Source organism: Bradyrhizobium sp. WSM4874 (assembly GCF_055811835.1).
This window is the reverse complement of record NZ_JBVVPR010000014.1, coordinates 91511-110207: the sequence shown is the minus strand read 5'-3', so window position 1 is coordinate 110207 and position 18697 is coordinate 91511. Positions and strand designations below refer to the sequence as shown.

Below are 18697 nucleotides of genomic sequence, written 5' to 3'. Positions count from 1 at the left end.
TTTGTCGTGGCCCGTATCACCCTTCGTCAGCTGCTCGACCACGCCGCCAGTCACGGCTACGCGGTGCCGGCGTTCAACATCAACAACATGGAGCAGGGTATCGCGATCATGCAGGCGGCGGCCGAGGTCGATGCGCCCGTCATCATCCAGGCTTCGCGCGGCGCGCGCAGCTATGCCGGCGACCTCATGCTCTCGCACATGATCGACGCGCTGGAGCGAACCTATCCGGACATCCCGCTCTGCATGCACCAGGACCATGGCAATGACGAGGCGACCTGCGCGTCCGCGATTGCCCATGGTTTCACCTCGGTGATGATGGACGGCTCGCTCAAGGCCGACGCCAAGACGGCGGCCGATTACGACTACAACGTTGCGATCACTCGCCGCGTCGTCGATCTCGCGCATTGGGTCGGTGCCTCCGTCGAAGGCGAGCTCGGCGTGCTCGGCTCGCTCGAGCATGGCGGCGGCGAACAGGAGGATGGTCACGGCGTCGAAGGCACGGTCGGCCATGATCAGTTGCTGACGGATCCCGGCCAGGCGGTCGACTTCGTCCGCGCCACCAAGGTCGATGCGCTCGCGATCGCGATGGGCACCTCGCACGGCGCCTACAAGTTCAGCCGCAAGCCGGACGGTGACATTCTGGCGATGCGCGTGGTCGAGGAGATTCATCGCCGGCTGCCGAACACGCATCTCGTGATGCACGGCTCTTCCTCGGTGCCGCAGCGGCTCCAGGACATGTTCAACCAGTTCGGCGGCGAGATGCCGCAGACCTGGGGCGTGCCGGTCGAGGAGATCGTCCGCGGTATCAAGAGCGGCGTGCGCAAGGTCAATATCGACACCGACTGCCGGCTGGCGATGACTGCCGTGTTCCGGAAGGTCGCGGCGCAAACGCGCTCGGAGTTTGATCCGCGCAAATTCCTCAAGCCCGCGATGGATGCGATGCGCGAGCTCTGCCGCGACCGCTTCGAGCAGTTCGGCACCGCTGGCCACGCCAGCAAGATCAAGGTCATTCCCTTGAGCGAGATGGCGCGGCGCTACCGCGCCGGAGAACTCGATCCCAGCGTCGACGCCCGCGAGCCCGTCGCGGCCTAATCATTCAGAGAGAAAGAGCAGGAGAGAGCCATGAATGCACACGCAGGAACCGTCCGCGGCAAGGAAAGATATCGATCTGGCGTGATGGAATACAAGCGCATGGGCTATTGGGAGCCCGACTACGTGCCGAAGGACACCGACGTCATCGCGCTGTTCCGTGTCACGCCGCAAGAGGGCGTCGACCCGATCGAGGCGTCGGCTGCTGTCGCCGGCGAATCCTCGACCGCAACCTGGACGGTGGTGTGGACCGACCGCCTGACCGCCGCCGAGAAGTATCGTGCGAAATGCTACCGCGTCGATTCGGTGCCGGGTACGCCGGGCTCGTATTTCGCCTACATCGCCTATGACCTCGACCTGTTCGAGCCTGGTTCGATCGCCAACCTTTCGGCCTCGATCATCGGCAACGTGTTCGGCTTCAAGCCGCTGAAAGCGTTGCGGCTTGAGGATATGCGCTTCCCGGTCGCGTATGTGAAGACGTTCCAGGGACCGGCAACCGGCATCGTGGTCGAGCGCGAGCGGCTCGACAAGTTCGGCAGGCCGCTGCTCGGCGCGACCGTCAAGCCCAAGCTCGGCCTCTCTGGCCGCAATTACGGTCGCGTGGTCTACGAGGCGCTGAAGGGCGGGCTCGACTTCACCAAGGATGACGAGAACATCAACTCGCAGCCCTTCATGCACTGGCGCGACCGCTTCCTCTATTGCATGGAGGCGGTGAACCGCGCGCAGGCGGCTTCCGGTGAGGCGAAGGGCACCTACCTGAACATCACCGCGGGAACGATGGAGGACATGTACGAGCGCGCCGAGTTCGCGAAGGAGCTCGGATCATGCATCGTCATGATCGATCTCGTGATCGGCTACACCGCAATCCAGTCGATGGCGAAATGGGCGCGCCGCAACGACATGATCCTGCATCTGCATCGCGCCGGTCACTCGACCTACACGCGGCAGAAAAGCCATGGCGTGTCGTTCCGCGTCATCGCAAAGTGGATGCGGCTTGCCGGCGTCGACCACATCCACGCCGGCACGGTGGTCGGCAAGCTCGAAGGCGACCCCAACACCACGCGCGGCTATTACGATGTCTGCCGTGAGGACTTCAATCCGACCAAGCTCGAACACGGCCTGTTCTTCGACCAGTCCTGGGCGAGCCTGAACAAGATGATGCCGGTCGCTTCCGGCGGTATCCACGCCGGCCAGATGCACCAGCTGCTCGACCTGCTCGGCGAGGACGTCGTGCTCCAGTTCGGCGGCGGCACCATCGGCCATCCCATGGGCATCGCGGCCGGCGCGATCGCCAACCGCGTGGCGCTGGAAGCGATGATCCTCGCCCGCAACGAGGGCCGCGACTACGTCCATGAAGGTCCCGAAATTCTGGCCAGGGCGGCCGAGACCTGCACGCCGCTAAAGGCTGCGCTCGAGGTCTGGAAGGACGTCACCTTCAACTATGAATCCACCGACACGCCAGACTTCGTGCCGACCGCGCTCGAAACCGTTTGAGGAGATTTGTCATGAAGCTGACCCAAGGCTGCTTCTCGTTCCTGCCGGATCTGACCGACGATCAGATCACCAAGCAGGTGCAGTATTGCCTGACCAATGGCTGGGCGGTGAACATCGAGTTCACCGACGATCCGCATCCCCGCAACACTTATTGGGAGATGTGGGGCCTGCCGATGTTCGATCTCCAGGACGCCGCCGGCGTGATGATGGAGCTCGCCGAATGCCGCAGAGTGTATGGCGACCGCTACATCCGCCTCAGCGGCTTCGACTCCAGCCATGGCTGGGAATCGGTGCGGATCTCGTTCATCGTGAACCGCCCGCCGCAGGAGGCCGAGTTCGAGCTGGTGCGGCAGGAGGTGGGCGGACGCGCGATCCGCTACACCACCGTGCGCCGGCAGCCCGCGCACGCGCCAACCTAAGTCATTCTCCTCCGCGCGGAGCACTCCCTGCTCCGTTTCCTTGGCGGACCACTGCTTCGCCGCTCCCCCGCGGCGAAGCCCTTTTCTTCGAGGTGCCGATGCTGGATGTCCCCCACCCCTTGACCACTGAGCCCGGCGAGACCAGTTTCGATCTCCGCAAGGAGGCGGAAGCGGCTGGAATCACCGGCACGCTGCAGCAGCTTGAGCAGGAGCTGATCGGATTGAAGCCGGTGAAGAACCGCGTGCGCCAGATTGCGTCGCTCTTGCTGATCGAACGTATACGGCAGCGCGCGGGATTGGCTTCGTCGCCGCCGACGCTGCACATGTCGTTCACCGGAAATCCCGGCACCGGCAAGACGACCGTCGCGCTGCGAATGGCAAAGATCCTGCACGGCCTCGGCTTCGTGCGGCGCGGGCAGGTGATCTCGGTGACGCGCGACGATTTGGTCGGCCAGTATATCGGCCACACCGCGCCGAAGACCAAGGAGATCCTGAAGAAGGCCATGGGCGGCGTGCTGTTCATCGACGAGGCCTATTATCTGCACCGTCCCGACAACGAGCGCGACTACGGCCAGGAGGCGATCGAGATTCTGCTCCAGGTGATGGAAAACCAGCGCGAGGACCTCGTCGTCATCCTTGCCGGCTATGGCGAGCGGATGACGAGCTTCTTCGCCTCCAATCCCGGCTTCCGTTCGCGGATCGCCCACCACATCGACTTTCCGGACTATGCGGAAGGCGAGCTGCTCGTCATCGCCGAGCTGATGCTGAAGGAACGGGGTTATCGCCTCTCGGCGGCGGCGCGTGAGGCGTTCGAGAAATACATCGCGCTGCGCCGGACCCAGCCGTTCTTCTCCAATGCGCGCTCGATCCGCAACGCCGTTGACCGGATCCGCCTGCGGCAGGCCGATCGCCTGGTGTCCGATCTCGATCGAATGCTCGAGATCGCCGACCTCGAAACGATCGATCCCATGGACGTCCTGGCGAGCCGCGTCTTCAGCGGCGGTGCGGACGCGCAGAGGAGTGCGAAGCCATGACGAGAGAAATCCTCATCGCGCCGTCGATCCTGGCTGCGGATTTCGCGCGCCTCGGCGAGGAGATCGTAGCGATCGACACTGCGGGCGCCGACTGGATTCATTGCGACGTCATGGACGGGCATTTCGTTCCGAACATCAGTTACGGCGCGGATGTCATCAAGGCGATCCGGCCGTTGACGAAGAAGATGTTCGATGTGCATCTCATGATCGCGCCGGCCGATCCCTATCTGGAGGCGTTCGCGAAGGCCGGCGCGGATATCATCACGGTGCATGCCGAAGCCGGTCCGCACCTCGATCGCTCGCTCCAGGCCATCCGCGCGCTCGGCAAGCAAGCCGGCGTCAGCCTGTGTCCCGCTACTCCCGAAAGCGCGATCGAATATTTGCTCGATCGTCTCGACCTCGTTCTGGTGATGACGGTCAATCCGGGTTTTGGCGGCCAGTCCTTCCTCGAGTCCCAACTCGAGAAGATCGGGCGCATCCGAAGCATGATCGGCGACCGGCCGATCCGGCTCGAGGTTGACGGCGGCATCACCCGCGACAATGCCGCTGCCGTGGCCGCTGCGGGCGCCGATACGCTTGTGGCGGGGTCCGCCGTGTTTCGCGGCAGGGGCAGCGCGGACTATGCCGGCAACATCGCGGCCATCCGCGCTGCTGCGGAGGCCGGCAGGGTTCGAAACCTGCAACATAGTTCGGCGCGGACGCTCCGAGCCGGTGAGCCCGCGCTCATCCGATGACCCACAACGCCTGGCCATTGGTCCGCGGTAAGGTTCCCAAGCGTTGAGTCCGCGCTGATTGGAACTTTCCCCTGAATGCGCGTTTGCCTAAAAACAGGCGAGTCGAGGCGCGTGGCGGGCGCAGCAAATCTTTTGCATAGCCGCCATCGCCCTGACGCAAATAAGGGCAATAAGCTCTCTGTGAATGCGAGGGAGGGTCTCATGGATAACGTACGTCGCTACCGTGCGCTGGCGTCCCTCTGTCGTCAGCAGGCCGCCTATCGGCCGCTCCAGAGCTGGGAACTGCTCGGCCAGGCCGAACATTTCGAATATCTCGCCGAAGTAGAACTCAAGGCGCATTTCGACGCGTGCAATGCGCCACACGACAACGACGGCGTCGAGGCCACGGCGTGGGAGAGGCCCGCCGCGGCGTGACGGTGCAAATTGTTCGAATATGACCTGAACTTGCCGATCCGGCACCGCTCAAGGACGGGGTTGTCAGCCCGAACGACAGGGCTTGTGGCCGGCCCGACCTGGGTCAGCCCTCGATTAATGCGACATCAGCGTCGGGACGGTCATGGCTTCCAGCATGGCGCGGGTGACGCCGCCGAGGAACCGCTCCTGCAATCGCGAATGGCCGTAACCGCCCATGACCAGAAGATCGAGGCTCTCATCGGCTGCCAGCGACAGCATGGTCGGCTGAATGTGAGAGCGCGCGGCCCACAGGTTGACCGTGCGGGTCGATAGTCCACGCCGACCGAGATGCCTTGCCAGATTGCGCGTCGAGACCTCGTCGGGAATCGTGTCTGTTTCGTTGATCGCAATGATCACGATCTCCTCGGCGCGAGCCAGGAATGGTGCGGCGTCGCGCATGGCGCGCGCGGCGAGGCGGCTGCCATCCCAGCAGATGCCGATCCGTTTCGCCTTGAACGCTCCATGGAAAGTGTAGGGCAGGAAAAGCACCGGCCCGCCCGCCTGAAACAGGATCTCGCGAGGCACATCGTTGTCGAGTGAGCCTTGCGCCGGGTCCGGCTGGAGCACGATGCTGAGATCGTGCAGCCGCGCCATCTCGCCGAGCAGCCCGACCGCATTCCCCGGCATCGCCCCGAGTGGGTGGCATGTGTAGGAAATGCCGGCGTTCATCGCTTCGATCTTGAACACCGCGAGCGCCGCCTCGGCCCGCTCCACTGCGCTTTCGCGCTCCATCTCGAACACCGCGGCCACGGCGGCGCCGCCCTCCATGATATAGGCCGCGCTGGTTGCCACATAACCAACCGCGACTGCATCCAGATGGGCGTTGAGGCCCGCTGCGAGCGAGATCGAGCCATCGATCACCGGGCGCATCGGGCGCTCGGTGGGGATGTGGACGAGAATGTCTTTGTACATGACGCGCCTCCGATGGACATCATCCGGTGGCGCAGTCTTTCACGCTGCACCGGGCCCGGGTTGAGCTGCATCAAATGTGCAGCCTCGATTTTTGTCGCCGGCCCCGGCCACTTTGCCAAGATTTACAAGATTTAATCGCGTGGACGGGACGCTGTAAGGTGGCGACCACCATGTTGGGTGCAAGGCGACTTACCCAACATGGACATATCGACATGAACGATCACGTCAATTCCGACACCACCGCGTCCCGCAAGATCCTGAGACCGCGCCGGCTCGCGCTGCTCGGCACCGTGGCCGCTCTTGGCCTGGCCGTGCTGGCGACTGCTCCCGGCTCTTCGCCGTTCAGCGCGACCTCGTTCATCGCGCCCGCCCAAGCCGCAGAGAGCGCCGCAACACCGCCGGGCTTCGGCGACCTCGTCAGCAAGGTCAAACCCGCCGTCATCTCGGTGCGGGTCAGGATCGACCAGGACAACGACAAGAGCGCGATGCTGCAACAGAACCGGATGGATTCCGACGAAGCATCGCCGTTCGACCAGTTCTCGCGGCAATTCGGCTTCCGTGGCCCGGGCGGCATGGACGGCATGCCGCGCCAGCGCCGCCAGATGATCACGGGTGAGGGCTCCGGCTTCTTCATCTCCGCCGACGGCTATGCCGTGACCAACAACCACGTCGTCGATCACGCCGAGTCGGTGCAAGTGACGATGGACGACGGCACGATCTACAGCGCGAAAGTGGTCGGTACCGATCCGAAAACGGATCTCGCGCTGATCAAGGTCGAGGGCAAGAAGGATTTTCCGTTCGTCAAATTCTCCGACCAGAAGCCGCGTATCGGCGACTGGGTGGTCGCGGTTGGCAATCCCTTCGGCCTCGGCGGCACCGTGACCGCCGGCATCGTCTCGGCCAGCGGCCGCGACATCGGCAACGGTCCTTATGATGACTTCATCCAGATCGACGCGCCGATCAACAAGGGTAACTCCGGCGGCCCGGCCTTCGACATGAATGGCAACGTGATCGGCGTGAACACTGCGATCTTCTCGCCCTCCGGCGGCTCGGTCGGCATCGGCTTCGACATTCCGGCCTCGACCGCAAAGCTCGTCGTCGCACAGTTGAAGGACAAGGGCGCGGTCACACGCGGCTGGCTCGGCGTGCAGGTGCAGCCGGTCACGTCGGACATCGCCGACAGCCTCGGCCTCAAGGAGGCGCGCGGCGCGATCGTCGACAATCCGCAGGACGGCAGTCCGGCGGCGAAAGCGGGCATCGAGGCGGGCGACGTCATCACCGCCGTCAACGGCACCGCGATCAAGGATTCCCGCGATCTCGCCCGCACCATCGCCACCCTGGCGCCGGGCACGTCCGTGAAGCTCGATGTCGTCCACAAGGGCGACAGCAAGACGGTGACGCTGGCGCTCGGCGAGTTGCCGAACGAGCGGCAAGCTAGAGCCGACGAGGGCAAGTCGCAGCCAGATGCCGGCACGCCGCCGCGTCTCGGGCTCAGCCTGGCTCCGGCCGGCGACGTGCAGGGCGCCGGCCAGAAGGGCGTCGTCGTCACTGAAGTCGATCCGCAAGGGCCGGCCGCGCAACGCGGCATCCAGACCGGCGACGTCATCCTCAACGTGGGCGGCAAGGCCGTCGCCAATATCGGCGATGTCCGTTCGGAGCTGGCGCACGCGAAATCGTCCGGCAAGCGCAGCGTGCTGCTGCAGGTCAGAAGCGCACAGGCGACCCGGTTCGTGGCGGTGCCGCTCGCATAGGGCGAACGTCGATCGGCGCAGATCCAAAAAGGCGGCCCACGGGCCGCCTTTCCTGTTCGCCTTCAGGATTCCGGATGCCCGCCGATAACATTCTCGTTAACGGCAGGGAGGATGACCCGGTTCGTCCGAAAAAGCCGTGTTCGCCCGTCACAGTTGCGGATGTTGTGGACTCGACGGCAATGAAGCCGCCGGGACGATTGCAGGCGTGGAACTTCGAACTTGCCGCCGCTGAGCCGGCCGGCAATTCGTATTTGATCGGTGCCGACATGGATCGATTGAAGCTCTCGCTGAGGACTGCGCTGCTCGTGGCGCCCCTCGTGCTATGGGGTGGAAACGCTCTCGGGCGCGACGACGGCCGCTACGCGGACTCACCTCTCAAGCCGTGGTTCGACGGCCTGCGCAGCCATCTCGGTCCGTGCTGCTCGGATGCGGATGGGTTTGCCGTCGCCGATCCCGACTGGGACTCGCACAATGGACATTATCGCGTACGGCTCGACGGCGAATGGGTCGAGGTGCCGGACGAAGCCGTGATCACTGAGCCGAACCGAGCCGGCCGCACCATGGTGTGGCCGGTGAAGACCGCGTTCGGCGTTTCGATCCGCTGCTTCATGCCGGGCAGCATGATCTGACGGAGGTCAGCGCGACCGTTTGGAGGATCTGCGCTTCGACGTTTTCTTCGAACTCTTCTTTGAAGTCTTCTTGGATGTTTTCCGAGCTGTCTTCTTTGACGTCTTCTTGGACGTCTTCCGCTTTGCGGCTTTCTTCGGGACCTTCTTGCCCTTCTTGCGCGCTTTCGACAGGCCGATCGCGATTGCCTGCTTGCGGCTCTTCACGCGTCCGCCTCGACCGCCCGGTCCGCTTTTCGCGGTACCTTTCTTGTAGCGCTTCATCTCGCTTTCGACATCGCTGCCGGAACTGCGCGAGTAGCGGCGTTTCTTTGCCTTGCGTGCCATGCATGTTCTCCCTTGGCCGGGGAAAACCATCCGAGACAGGCATAGTTCCGAAAGCGCGCATGCACGTCCCGGATGCGCGACTTGGCTAGAACGAATCCGCCAGTTCGATCTCCGCTTCCAGCACCTGAATGCGCCGTGCTGCCTCGCCGGAGGACAGATCTCGTGCATATAGGGCGGGTTGATACGCTTCTTCGCTCAGCCGTTTCAGCCGGAGGCCCTGCGCTCGCGTCATCTGTTCGGTGAGGAACGTCTTGGCGTCGTATTTTCCTTGAACCTGCATGTCGCTTCTCCCTTCTGAAATCGTGACTTGACTATATGTTCTTATTTTGTTCTAACAAGTCATGGACAACAGAATTAATGAAATTCGACGTAAAATCAGCGCCTTGAGGCTGGAAATGGCCGATATCGAGGTGTCCGTCCGCGAACTCGTCGACCGCGAGCACGATTGCACAGAGAAGGCCCTGGCGCAGATGGATCTGCGTCGGAAAATCAATCTGCTGATTGGCGAATGGAAGGCCGCGGGTGGCGGCGATGTCCTGCCGAATGTCCGCGATAGGATGCGCCTTCGTTCCGCGAAGACATCGGGTAGTCCTCTGCGCATGATCGCGCGCCGCTGAGAGCTTTGGGAGCGCACGGTGGAGGAAGACCCGGATGCGTACCGGATTCTCAAGCTGCGCGCCGAGATTCTCGAACTGGGCTCTGCGATCCGGCAGCTGCAACGCGAGGGACTCGACGACGCCGCGGCCCAGCTCTTGATCGCGCGCAAGCGTGCAAGACTCGATCATCTGGTGAAGTCAGATCCTACGGGCGTCCGTCCTGACATCCTGGGCAGCCATCGTAGCTGAAGCCTGCGCGCAACGCGCGGTTCGGGGCTCGTCGATACCGCATGTTGATGAAGCGGCCCGAGAGAAATATGTTTCGAACACCAAAGCAAAAGGCCCCGCGATCGCGGGGCCTCCGTGGTTTTCGACGAACACCTACTTGGTGTTGCTCATGCCGCTCTTGTTGTTCGTCATGGTGCCGCCCTGGTCGGAGCCGGGGCCGGAGCCGCCCTGACCGGAGGGATCAGCCCCCTTGGAGGACTTGGTGTTGGCGCCCGTGGTGGTCTGCGACGACGACATCGAGGATCCGTGTTTTGCCTTGTGCGACTTGGCCTGCACGGCGAACGGTGCGGCGGCGAGGCCGGTGGCCAACATCACGGCAAGAGCGAGCTTGGTGGTCTTCATGTGCGGGAACTCCCTGAGTTGAATTGACGCAGGCAGCCAACCGCTATTCGTCGCAGGAGTTCCGAACAAAGGAGTTCCGGCAAATCACCAAGACTTCAAGATTGCTTGTCTTCTGTGAGGGTGAATACGAGGCCGGTGAGTGTCGCGCCGATCGCGAACGTCGTCACCAATGTGAGGGCGAAAACGGCAACGGCCTGTCTTCCGCCGTGGCTCAGCAAATTGGCGACGTCTGGATTGGACAGCACGAGCAGGAGACTGAAAGCCAGTCCTAAGGCTGCGCCCATCATCGCGTGCGTCATCAGCTTGACGAGCCCGCTGGGAGAGATCAGGTCCGACGACTTTTTCGTGCGCATGGAACTCTATCCCGATCTCGCATGCAACGCATGCGACACGCGCCGGTTCCACCCGCATGAAGGAATTGTCATCGCCCGCTTCATCCGACGTTCATGCCGGGTGGGCGAGAATGACCGCGCAAACACGGGAACATTCGATATGGGTAAGGTGGTCTTTCTCTATCGCTCTCTAGCTTATCGTAACGCCGCCGCGGACATCCTCCGCAAAGCGCGCAAGCTGCCCCGCGGCGCGGAGCGAAGCGCGGCGTGCCGCTATGCCAAGGCTCTGCGCGATCTCGCCCAAACGGAAGCCTGGCTTGAAGGACGCGTCGCGCGCGAAGCGCGAACGACGCAACTCAGGAAGAGTGCGGCGTCCGCTTAACCGGATGCGCGCTGCAATTCGGCGGAGCTGGCAGCTTCAAAGTTGCCGGGCCCGGTTGTCGCAGCAGTTTTGCGGACCAACGGCACCTCGAGCCGGCACAACAGACCCTCGGCGCGCCAATCGAATCGCGCCTGTCCGCCGAGCTGGGACTCGACGCTCGCAAGCAGGCTCCGCGTACCAAAGCCGCGGGATTTCGGCGTCATGACAAGCGGGCCGCCGGATTCCTCCCAGGTCAGCGTGAGCAGCTCCTCCTCGACCTGCCAGCCGATCGCGAGCCGTCCCGTCCGCGTCGAGAGCGCGCCATACTTCGCCGAGTTGGTGAAAAGCTCATGCAGCGCCAGCGCGAGCGTCTGGGCCGTTGCCGGCAGCAACTGAACTTCGGACCCCGCCAATTTGATCTGGCCGCCGAGGGAATAGGGCGCTAGCTCCTCGTCGATCAGCTTTGAGAGTTCGGCACCCTGCCAGCTCGACAGCGACAGGATCGTATGCACGCGCGCCAGTGCATTGATGCGTCCCTCGACGGCGCTGACATAGGCTTTGACCTCGTCGGCGCGGGTGAGGCGCACGATCGATTGCGCCAGCGCCAGCGCATTCTTGGCGCGATGATCGACTTCCCGCGCCAGGAGAGTCTGCCGTTCCTCGGCGCGCTTGCGTTCGGTGATGTCCACCGTCACGCCGCTGACGCGCATGACCCGACCGCTATCGTCAACCGTGGCGGCGGCCGTGCCGACACACCAGCGCACGTCGCCGTCGGGCCGCACGATCCGGAACTCCGTTTCATAGGAGCGTGTGCCCTTGTTGAATTCGGCGATCGCCTTGCGCAACTGATCGACGTCATCCGGATGCAACAGCGCCTGAACGTTGGGCGGATTCACCTCGAAGCTCTCCGGGCCAACACCAAAGATGCGGTATTGTCCCTCGTCCCACATCCAGTCGCCGGTGATCCAGTCCCAGTCCCAGGAGCCCATCTTGCCGGCGGCGATCGCCATGCTGCGCCGCTCTTCGCTCTCGCGCAGCTTTGCGGTGGAATTCTCCAGCTCGGCGGTGCGTGCACGCACGCGGTCCTCGAGATCCTGGTTCAGCCGTTCGAGTTCGCGCGTCTTGCGATAGAGCTCTGCGAACACCTTGACCTTGGCGCGCAGCACCTCCGGCACGACCGGGACCGGGACGTAGTCGACCGCGCCCATCTCGTAGCCGCGCAGACGGTCGATGTCGCTGACTTGAATGGCCGAGATGAAGATCATCGCGGTCTTCTGGAAGCGCGGGTGCTCGCGGATCATCGCGGCGAGCTCGAAGCCGTCGAGCTCGGGCATGCAGACGTCGACCAGGATCACCGCGATCTCGGTCTTGAGCAGCACCTCCAGAGCCTCGCGACCCGACGAGGCGATCACGAGGTTCTGGCCGAGATCCTTCAGGATCACCTCATAGGCGAGCAGCTTGGCCGGCTGGTCGTCGACGAGGAGGATGTTGACCTTTTCGTGGTCCATACGGGCATCCAACTCAGCGGTGCAGCCACATGCGGATTGCAAGCAGCAGTTGATCGGTGTTGACGGGTTTGGCGAGGTAGTCGGACGCGCCGGCCTCGAGGCATTTCTCGCGGTCGCCCTTCATGGCCTTGGCCGTCAACGCGATGATCGGAAGACGGGCGAAGGTCGGATTTTCACGAATGACGCCGATGGTCTGATAGCCATCCATCTGCGGCATCATAATGTCCATCAGCACGATGGCGATCTCCGGGTTGGATTCGACCAAGGTCACCGCCTCGTTGCCGGTCGTGGCCGTCAGCACCTTCATGCCGCGCCGCTCCAGCACGCTCGACAGCGCGAAGATGTTGCGGGCGTCGTCGTCGACGAGCAGGGCGGTCTTGCCGATCAGGTCCTCGTCGGAACTGTTCAGCTTCTCGAGCATGCGCTGCTTCTCCACCGGCAATTCCGTGATCACGCGATGCAGGAACAGCGCGGTCTCGTCAAGCAGGCGCTCCGGCGATTCCACGCCCTTGACGACAATGCTCCGCGCCATGGTGTGGAGTTCCGCATCTTCCTCGGCCGACAGCTCGCGGCCGGTGAAGACGACGACCGGGACATTCGACAGCGCGTCGTCGTTGCGGATCTGGTCCAGCACCTCGAAGCCGGTCATGTCGGGCAGCCGCAGGTCGAGCACAACGCAATCACAGGGGTTCTCACGCAGCATCGAGAGTGCGTCGGCACCGGTGCCGGTCGTCACGATCTCGATGTCGTCGTGATGCAGGAGCTCACGGATCGAGAGTTGCTCGGCCTCGTTGTCCTCGACGATCAGCAGCCGCTTGCGCCGCGGCCGCGCATATTCCTTGATCTGCGTCAGCGCGGCCGAGACGCCCTCGGTCGTCGTCGGCTTGTTGACGAAGGAGAAGGCGCCGCGCGCCAGCGCATGCTGCCGGTCCTCGTCGAGCGTGATGATCTGCACGGGGATGTGGCGGGTCAGTGGATTGTGCTTGAGCTGGCTCAGCACGGTCCAGCCGAGCATATCGGGCAGGAATACGTCGAGCGAGACGGCCCTCGGCTGGTACTGCTTTGCAAGCTCCAGCGCCTCCGCGCCGCGGGCGGCGACCAGCACCTTGAATCCCTTGTCGCGCGCGAGGTCGACCAGCACGCGCGCGTAGTGCGGGTCGTCCTCGACGATCAGGAGGATGCTGTCGCCGGGTTCGAGGCTGAGCCGGTCGTCGGGAAGCTGCTCGATGACGCGCTGCGGTTCGGCTGTTGCGGGCTGCAGCGCCGGCGGCTGGCTCTGTTGGGGCGCCGCGCGAGGCGCGAGCGTCGGGCCGGAATATTTCAGCGGCAGGTAAAGCGTGAAGCACGACCCCTTGCCCGGCAAGCTGCGCAGATGGATCTCGCCGCCGAGCAGACTTGCGAGCTCGCGGCTGATCGCAAGGCCGAGGCCGGTGCCGCCATATTTGCGGCTGGTGCCGGCATCGGCTTGCTGGAACGCCTCGAAGATCAGCTTCTGCTTCTCCAAGGGAATGCCGATGCCGGTATCGGACACTTCGAATGCGATCACCGCCGGCGCCGAGTTCAGCACGGGATGATCCGTGCCCCAGCCGCCGACCGCGGCGGCGACCTTCAGGCGCACCTCGCCTTCGGCGGTGAACTTGAAGGCGTTGGAGAGCAGGTTCTTCAAAACCTGCTGCAGTCGCTTGGAGTCGGTGACGAGGCTGCGTGCGAGATTCGGATCGACGTCGATCTTGAACGAAAGGTTGCGGTTCTCCGCCTCGTGACGGAACGGTCGCCCGACCGTATCGAGCAGGTTCGCGGTCAGGATTTCCTCGGCGTCGACCGTCACCGTACCGGACTCGATTTTGGAGAGATCGAGAATGTCGCTGATGAGATTGAGCAGGTCGGTGCCGGCGCCATGGATGGTGCGGGCGAATTCGACCTGCTTGCCGGTAAGATTGCCGTCCGGGTTGTCGGTGAGCTGCTGGCCGAGGATCAGGATCGAGTTCAGCGGCGTGCGCAGCTCGTGGCTCATATTGGCCAGGAATTCGGACTTGTACTTCGAGGTCAGCGCGAGCTCGGTCGCCTTTTCCTCCAGTGCGCGGCGGGCCTGCTCGATCTCCTGGTTCTTGCGCTCGACTTCGACGTTGCGCTCGGCGAGCTGCTGGGCCTTCTGCTCGAGCTGGTCATTGGTCTGCTGCAATTCGCGCTGCTGGGTCTGGAGTTCGCCGGCGAGCTGCTGCGACTGCTTGAGCAGGCCCTCGGTCTGCATCGTCGCCTCGATCGAGTTGAGCACGATGCCGATCGAGTCCGTAAGCTGCTCCAGGAAGGTCATCTGCGAGGTCGTGAAGGAGGTGAGCGAGGCGAGCTCGATGACCGCCTTGACCTGGCCTTCGAACAGCACCGGCAGCACCACGAGGTTCTTCGGCGCGACGCGAAGCAACGCCGAATTGATCGGCACCACGTCGGGCGGAATGTCCGCAATCACGCGCGGGCGCCGGTCGAGCGCGCATTGGCCGATCAGGCCATCGCCGAATGGCAGCACCCGCGGGTACGGATAGACGCCGTCGCCGGCATAGGAGGCAAGCAGCAGGAGCCGCGGACTGTCTTCGTTCTCGACCTGATAGATCACGCCGGTATGCGCGTTCACCAGCGGCGACAATTCGGTCAGCAGCAGGCGACCGACGGTGGTGAGGTCGCGCTGGCCCTGAAGCATGTTGGTGAATTTCGCCAGATTGGTCTTCAGCCAGTCCTGCTCGGTGTTCACGTCCGTCGTGAGGCGGAGGTTCGTGATCATCGTGTTGATGTTGTCTTTCAGCTCGGCGACCTCGCCGCGGGCGTCGACCTGGATCGACCGCGTCAGGTCGCCCTTGGTCACGGCGGTCGCCACTTCCGCGATCGCGCGCACCTGCGAGGTGAGGTTGGCTGCCAGCAAATTGACGTTGCCGGTGAGATCCTTCCAGGTGCCCGCGGCGCCGGGCACGTCGGCCTGACCGCCGAGCCGGCCCTCGACGCCGACCTCGCGCGCCACCGACGTCACCTGGTCGGCGAAGGTCGCGAGCGTCTCGGTCATGTTGTTGATGGTGTCGGCGAGCGCCGCGACCTCGCCTTTCGATTTCACGGTGAGGTTCTGCTTGAGGTCGCCGTTGGCGACCGCGGTCACCACCTTGACGATGCCCCGGACCTGCTCGGTCAGGTTCGCCGCCATGAAGTTGACGGTGTCGGTGAGATCCTTCCAGGTGCCGGCGACGCCGGGCACCTGGGCCTGGCCGCCGAGTTCGCCTTCGGTGCCGACCTCGCGGGCAACGCGCGTGACTTCGCCGGCGAACGCATTGAGCTGGTCCACCATGGTGTTGATGGTATTCTTGAGCTCGAGGATTTCGCCCTTCACGTCGACGGTGATCTTGCGCGACAGGTCGCCGCGCGCGACGGCGGTGGTGACTTCGGCGATGTTGCGGACCTGGGTGGTGAGGTTGGCGGCCAGCAGGTTGACGTTGTCGGTGAGGTCCTTCCAGGTGCCGCCGACGCCGGGCACGACGGCCTGGCCGCCGAGCCGCCCCTCGGTGCCGACCTCGCGTGCGACGCGCGTCACTTCCGCGGCGAAGGAGCGGAGCTGCTCGACCATGGTGTTCAAGGTATCCTTGAGCAGCAGAATCTCGCCGCGCACGTCCACCGTGATCTTCTTCGACAGGTCGCCGCCGGCGATCGCGGTCGCGACCTCGGCGATGTTGCGGACCTGCGCGGTGAGGTTCGAGGCCATGAAATTGACGTTGTCGGTGAGGTCCTTCCAGGTGCCGGCAACGCCGGGCACCTCGGCCTGGCCGCCGAGCTTGCCTTCGGTGCCGACCTCGCGCGCGACGCGGGTGACTTCACCGGCAAAGCCGTTGAGCTGGTCCACCATGGTGTTGATGGTGTTCTTCAGCTCCAAAATCTCACCACGGACGTCGACGGTAATCTTGCGCGAGAGGTCGCCGCGCGCCACGGCGGTGGTGACTTCGGCGATGTTGCGGACCTGGGCGGTGAGGTTGCCCGCCATCGAATTGACGCTGTCGGTGAGATCCTTCCAGGTGCCGGCGACGCCGGGCACGTTCGCCTGGCCGCCGAGCCGGCCTTCGGTGCCGACCTCGCGCGCGACGCGCGTCACCTCGCCCGCGAAGCGGTTGAGCTGGTCGACCATCGTGTTCAGCGTGTCCTTGAGCTGAAGGATCTCGCCGCGCACGTCCACGGTGATCTTGCGCGACAAGTCGCCACCGGCGATTGCGGTCGCGACTTCGGCGATGTTGCGGACCTGGGCGGTGAGGTTGCCCGCCATCGAGTTGACGCTGTCGGTGAGGTCCTTCCAGGTGCCGGCGACGCCGGGGACTTCGGCCTGGCCGCCGAGCTTGCCTTCGGTGCCGACTTCGCGCGCGACGCGCGTGACTTCGCCGGCGAAGGCGTTGAGCTGGTCCACCATGGTGTTGAGCGTTTCCTTCAGCTGAAGGATTTCGCCTGATACGTTGACGGTGATCTTCTTCGACAAATCGCCCTTGGCCACCGCGGTGGCGACTTCGGCGATGTTGCGGACCTGGCCGGTCAGGTTCGAGGCCATCGAGTTGACGCTGTCGGTGAGATCCTTCCAGGTGCCGGCGACGCCGCGCACCTGGGCCTGGCCGCCGAGCTTGCCTTCGGTGCCGACCTCGCGTGCGACGCGCGTGACTTCGCCGGCAAAGGCGTTGAGCTGGTCCACCATGGTGTTGATGGTGTCTTTCAGCTCCAGGATTTCGCCGCGAACGTCGACCGTGATCTTCTTCGACAAATCGCCGCCGGCGACCGCGGTCGTCACCTCGGCGATGTTGCGGACCTGCGCGGTGAGGTTCGAGGCCATCGAGTTGACGCTCTCGGTCAGGTCCTTCCAGGTGCCGGCGACGCCGAGCACGTTGGCCTGGCCGCCGAGCCGGCCCTCGGTCCCGACCTCGCGAGCGACGCGCGTGACTTCGCCGGCGAAGGCGTTGAGCTGGTCGACCATGGTGTTGAGCGTTTCCTTCAACTGAAGGATTTCGCCCGAGACGTTCACCGTGATCTTCTTCGAGAGGTCGCCGCTCGCGATGGCGGTGGCGACATCGGCGATGTTGCGGACCTGCGCGGTGAGGTTCGAGGCCATGAAGTTGACGTTGTCGGTGAGGTCCTTCCAGGTACCGGCGACGCCCGGCACCTGGGCCTGGCCGCCGAGCTTGCCTTCGGTGCCGACCTCGCGCGCGACGCGCGTCACTTCCGAGGCGAACGAGTTGAGCTGGTCCACCATGGTGTTGATGGTGTCCTTCAGCTCCAGGATTTCGCCGCGCACGTCCACCGTGATCTTGCGCGAAAGGTCGCCGCGCGCCACGGCGGTGGTGACGTTGGCGATGTTGCGCACCTGTGCGGTGAGGTTGCCGCACATCGCGTTGACGCTGTCGGTGAGATCTTTCCAGGTGCCGGCGACTCCGGGCACGATGGCCTGGCCGCCAAGCTTGCCGTCGGTGCCGACCTCGCGCGCGACGCGCGTGACTTCCGAGGCAAAGGAGCGGAGCTGGTCCACCATCGTGTTGATGGCTTCCTTGAGCTGAAGGATCTCGCCGCGGACGTCGACCGTGATCTTCTTCGAGAGGTCGCCGTTCGCGACCGCGATCGTCACCTCGGCGATGTTGCGAACCTGGTTGGTCAGGTTGTTCGCCATCGAGTTGACGCTCTCGGTCAGATCCTTCCAGACGCCGGTCACTTCCGGCACCTGGGCCTGGCCGCCGAGCTTGCCTTCGGTACCGACCTCGCGCGCCACGCGCGTCACCTCGGAGGTGAACACGCCGAGCTGCTTGATCATGGTGTTGACGATGGTCGCCGACTGCAGGAATTCGCCGCGCAGGGGGCGGCCATCGACGTCGAGCTTGACGGTCTGGAGCAGGTCGCCCTGCGCCACGGCTGCGACCGCGCGCGTCACCTCGCGCGTCGGCCACAGCAGATCGTCGATCAGCGTGTTGACCGAGCCTTCCATGTCGGCCCAGGAGCCGGAGGCCAGCCCGAACTTCACGCGCTGGCGCGTCTTGCCCTCGCGGCCCACGACCTGGCCGACCAGCTCGAGCTGCTGCGCCATGCGCTGATTGGCGGCGATGATGTCGTTGAAAGTGTCGGCGAGCTTGCCGTCGATGCCGAGATAGTCGCCGCTCATGCGCACGGAGAAATCGCCGTTTCGCATGGCCTGCAGGGCGAGCAGCAATTCTGCCCGGGAATCCGGCTCCGACATGCCGTTGGTCTTTGGCTTTGGAACGCGACGACCGGAGCGTGATGCAGATCCGGGATCGAGGTCGCTCATACTGATTCCCCCGCAGGCGTCGGCCGAATCCCAGGCAAGACGCGATTTATCAAAATAGAGCGTCAGCCAAATTCGAAATCAAGCGCCAACGTCAAGGCGCCCGGAAGTGGAACCTGCTTTGCTCAGCCCG

The 18697-nt window shown here is 64.1% G+C and carries 18 protein-coding genes; 11 read left to right on the top strand and 7 right to left on the bottom strand.

Annotated elements, in window-relative coordinates; genetic code table 11:
- Window positions 1–6 precede the first annotated feature (6 nt).
- The 6 genes from fba to AC0L3P_RS16965 all read left to right on the top strand — a co-directional run bounded on the left by fba (window position 7) and on the right by AC0L3P_RS16965 (window position 5184).
- The gene (gene fba / locus AC0L3P_RS16990) at window positions 7–1092 is read left to right on the top strand and encodes a class II fructose-bisphosphate aldolase (RefSeq protein ID WP_473303061.1); all 1086 of its coding nucleotides are present in this window, start codon (window positions 7–9) and stop codon (window positions 1090–1092) included.
- Between the two features lie 30 nt (window positions 1093–1122).
- Entirely contained in the window at window positions 1123–2583 is a 1461-nt protein-coding gene (locus AC0L3P_RS16985; RefSeq protein ID WP_473303059.1) for a form I ribulose bisphosphate carboxylase large subunit, read from the top strand.
- An 11-nt stretch (window positions 2584–2594) separates the two neighbouring features.
- A complete protein-coding gene (locus tag AC0L3P_RS16980; RefSeq protein WP_007594833.1) occupies window positions 2595–3002 on the top strand; it encodes a ribulose bisphosphate carboxylase small subunit in 408 nt (135 codons plus the stop codon).
- A 98-nt stretch (window positions 3003–3100) separates the two neighbouring features.
- Window positions 3101–4036, top strand: a complete 936-nt coding sequence (gene cbbX, locus AC0L3P_RS16975) for a CbbX protein (protein ID WP_473303056.1) — start codon at window positions 3101–3103, stop codon at window positions 4034–4036.
- A complete protein-coding gene (gene rpe / locus AC0L3P_RS16970; RefSeq protein WP_473303054.1) occupies window positions 4033–4770 on the top strand; it encodes a ribulose-phosphate 3-epimerase in 738 nt (245 codons plus the stop codon). Before cbbX ends, rpe begins: the two co-directional genes overlap by 4 nt.
- A gap of 201 nt (window positions 4771–4971) precedes the next feature.
- Window positions 4972–5184 carry a hypothetical protein gene (locus tag AC0L3P_RS16965; protein ID WP_354057101.1) on the top strand — a complete coding sequence of 71 codons (213 nt, stop codon included), beginning with the start codon at window positions 4972–4974 and terminating at the stop codon, window positions 5182–5184.
- Window positions 5185–5298: 114 nt separating this feature from the next.
- Here AC0L3P_RS16965 and AC0L3P_RS16960 read toward each other — a convergent pair whose 3' ends face one another.
- The gene (locus tag AC0L3P_RS16960) at window positions 5299–6135 is read right to left on the bottom strand and encodes a universal stress protein (protein WP_473303052.1); all 837 of its coding nucleotides are present in this window, start codon (window positions 6133–6135) and stop codon (window positions 5299–5301) included.
- Window positions 6136–6347: 212 nt separating this feature from the next.
- Between AC0L3P_RS16960 and AC0L3P_RS16955 the strand changes: the two genes are divergently transcribed.
- Both AC0L3P_RS16955 and AC0L3P_RS16950 read left to right on the top strand, forming a co-directional pair.
- The gene (locus tag AC0L3P_RS16955) at window positions 6348–7886 is read left to right on the top strand and encodes a Do family serine endopeptidase (protein WP_473303049.1); all 1539 of its coding nucleotides are present in this window, start codon (window positions 6348–6350) and stop codon (window positions 7884–7886) included.
- A gap of 266 nt (window positions 7887–8152) precedes the next feature.
- Window positions 8153–8515: a hypothetical protein gene (locus tag AC0L3P_RS16950; protein WP_473303181.1), complete on the top strand. Its 363-nt coding sequence runs from the start codon at window positions 8153–8155 to the stop codon at window positions 8513–8515.
- Between the two features lie 6 nt (window positions 8516–8521).
- On the opposite strand, the gene AC0L3P_RS16945 is transcribed toward AC0L3P_RS16950, so the two are convergent.
- Together AC0L3P_RS16945 and AC0L3P_RS16940 are read right to left on the bottom strand one after the other, a co-directional pair.
- Window positions 8522–8839 carry a DUF6496 domain-containing protein gene (locus AC0L3P_RS16945; protein WP_473303047.1) on the bottom strand — a complete coding sequence of 106 codons (318 nt, stop codon included), beginning with the start codon at window positions 8837–8839 and terminating at the stop codon, window positions 8522–8524.
- An 85-nt stretch (window positions 8840–8924) separates the two neighbouring features.
- On the bottom strand, window positions 8925–9119 hold the full coding sequence (locus tag AC0L3P_RS16940) for a DUF3072 domain-containing protein (RefSeq protein ID WP_354057093.1): 195 nt from the start codon (window positions 9117–9119) through the stop codon (window positions 8925–8927).
- Window positions 9120–9234: 115 nt separating this feature from the next.
- Here AC0L3P_RS16940 and AC0L3P_RS16935 point away from each other — a divergent pair, with 115 nt between their 5' ends.
- Entirely contained in the window at window positions 9235–9456 is a 222-nt protein-coding gene (locus AC0L3P_RS16935; protein ID WP_473303177.1) for a hypothetical protein, read from the top strand.
- 18 nt (window positions 9457–9474) lie between these two features.
- Window positions 9475–9684, top strand: coding sequence for a hypothetical protein (locus AC0L3P_RS16930; RefSeq protein ID WP_473303044.1), 210 nt, complete (start codon window positions 9475–9477; stop codon window positions 9682–9684).
- 132 nt (window positions 9685–9816) lie between these two features.
- Here AC0L3P_RS16930 and AC0L3P_RS16925 read toward each other — a convergent pair whose 3' ends face one another.
- Complete coding sequence (locus AC0L3P_RS16925) at window positions 9817–10065, bottom strand: hypothetical protein (RefSeq protein WP_275171693.1); 249 nt, start codon at window positions 10063–10065, stop codon at window positions 9817–9819.
- 95 nt (window positions 10066–10160) lie between these two features.
- Window positions 10161–10418, bottom strand: coding sequence for a hypothetical protein (locus AC0L3P_RS16920; RefSeq protein WP_473303042.1), 258 nt, complete (start codon window positions 10416–10418; stop codon window positions 10161–10163).
- Here AC0L3P_RS16920 and AC0L3P_RS16915 point away from each other — a divergent pair.
- Window positions 10417–10779, top strand: a complete 363-nt coding sequence (locus tag AC0L3P_RS16915; protein ID WP_473303040.1) for a hypothetical protein — start codon at window positions 10417–10419, stop codon at window positions 10777–10779. The two genes, AC0L3P_RS16920 and AC0L3P_RS16915, sit on opposite strands and share 2 nt — an antisense overlap.
- Here AC0L3P_RS16915 and AC0L3P_RS16910 read toward each other — a convergent pair.
- Together AC0L3P_RS16910 and AC0L3P_RS16905 are read right to left on the bottom strand one after the other, a co-directional pair.
- Window positions 10776–12266, bottom strand: a complete 1491-nt coding sequence (locus AC0L3P_RS16910; RefSeq protein WP_354209039.1) for an HWE histidine kinase domain-containing protein — start codon at window positions 12264–12266, stop codon at window positions 10776–10778. The two genes, AC0L3P_RS16915 and AC0L3P_RS16910, sit on opposite strands and share 4 nt — an antisense overlap.
- A gap of 13 nt (window positions 12267–12279) precedes the next feature.
- Window positions 12280–18567, bottom strand: coding sequence for a HAMP domain-containing protein (locus AC0L3P_RS16905; protein ID WP_473303038.1), 6288 nt, complete (start codon window positions 18565–18567; stop codon window positions 12280–12282).
- Window positions 18568–18697 lie beyond the last annotated feature (130 nt).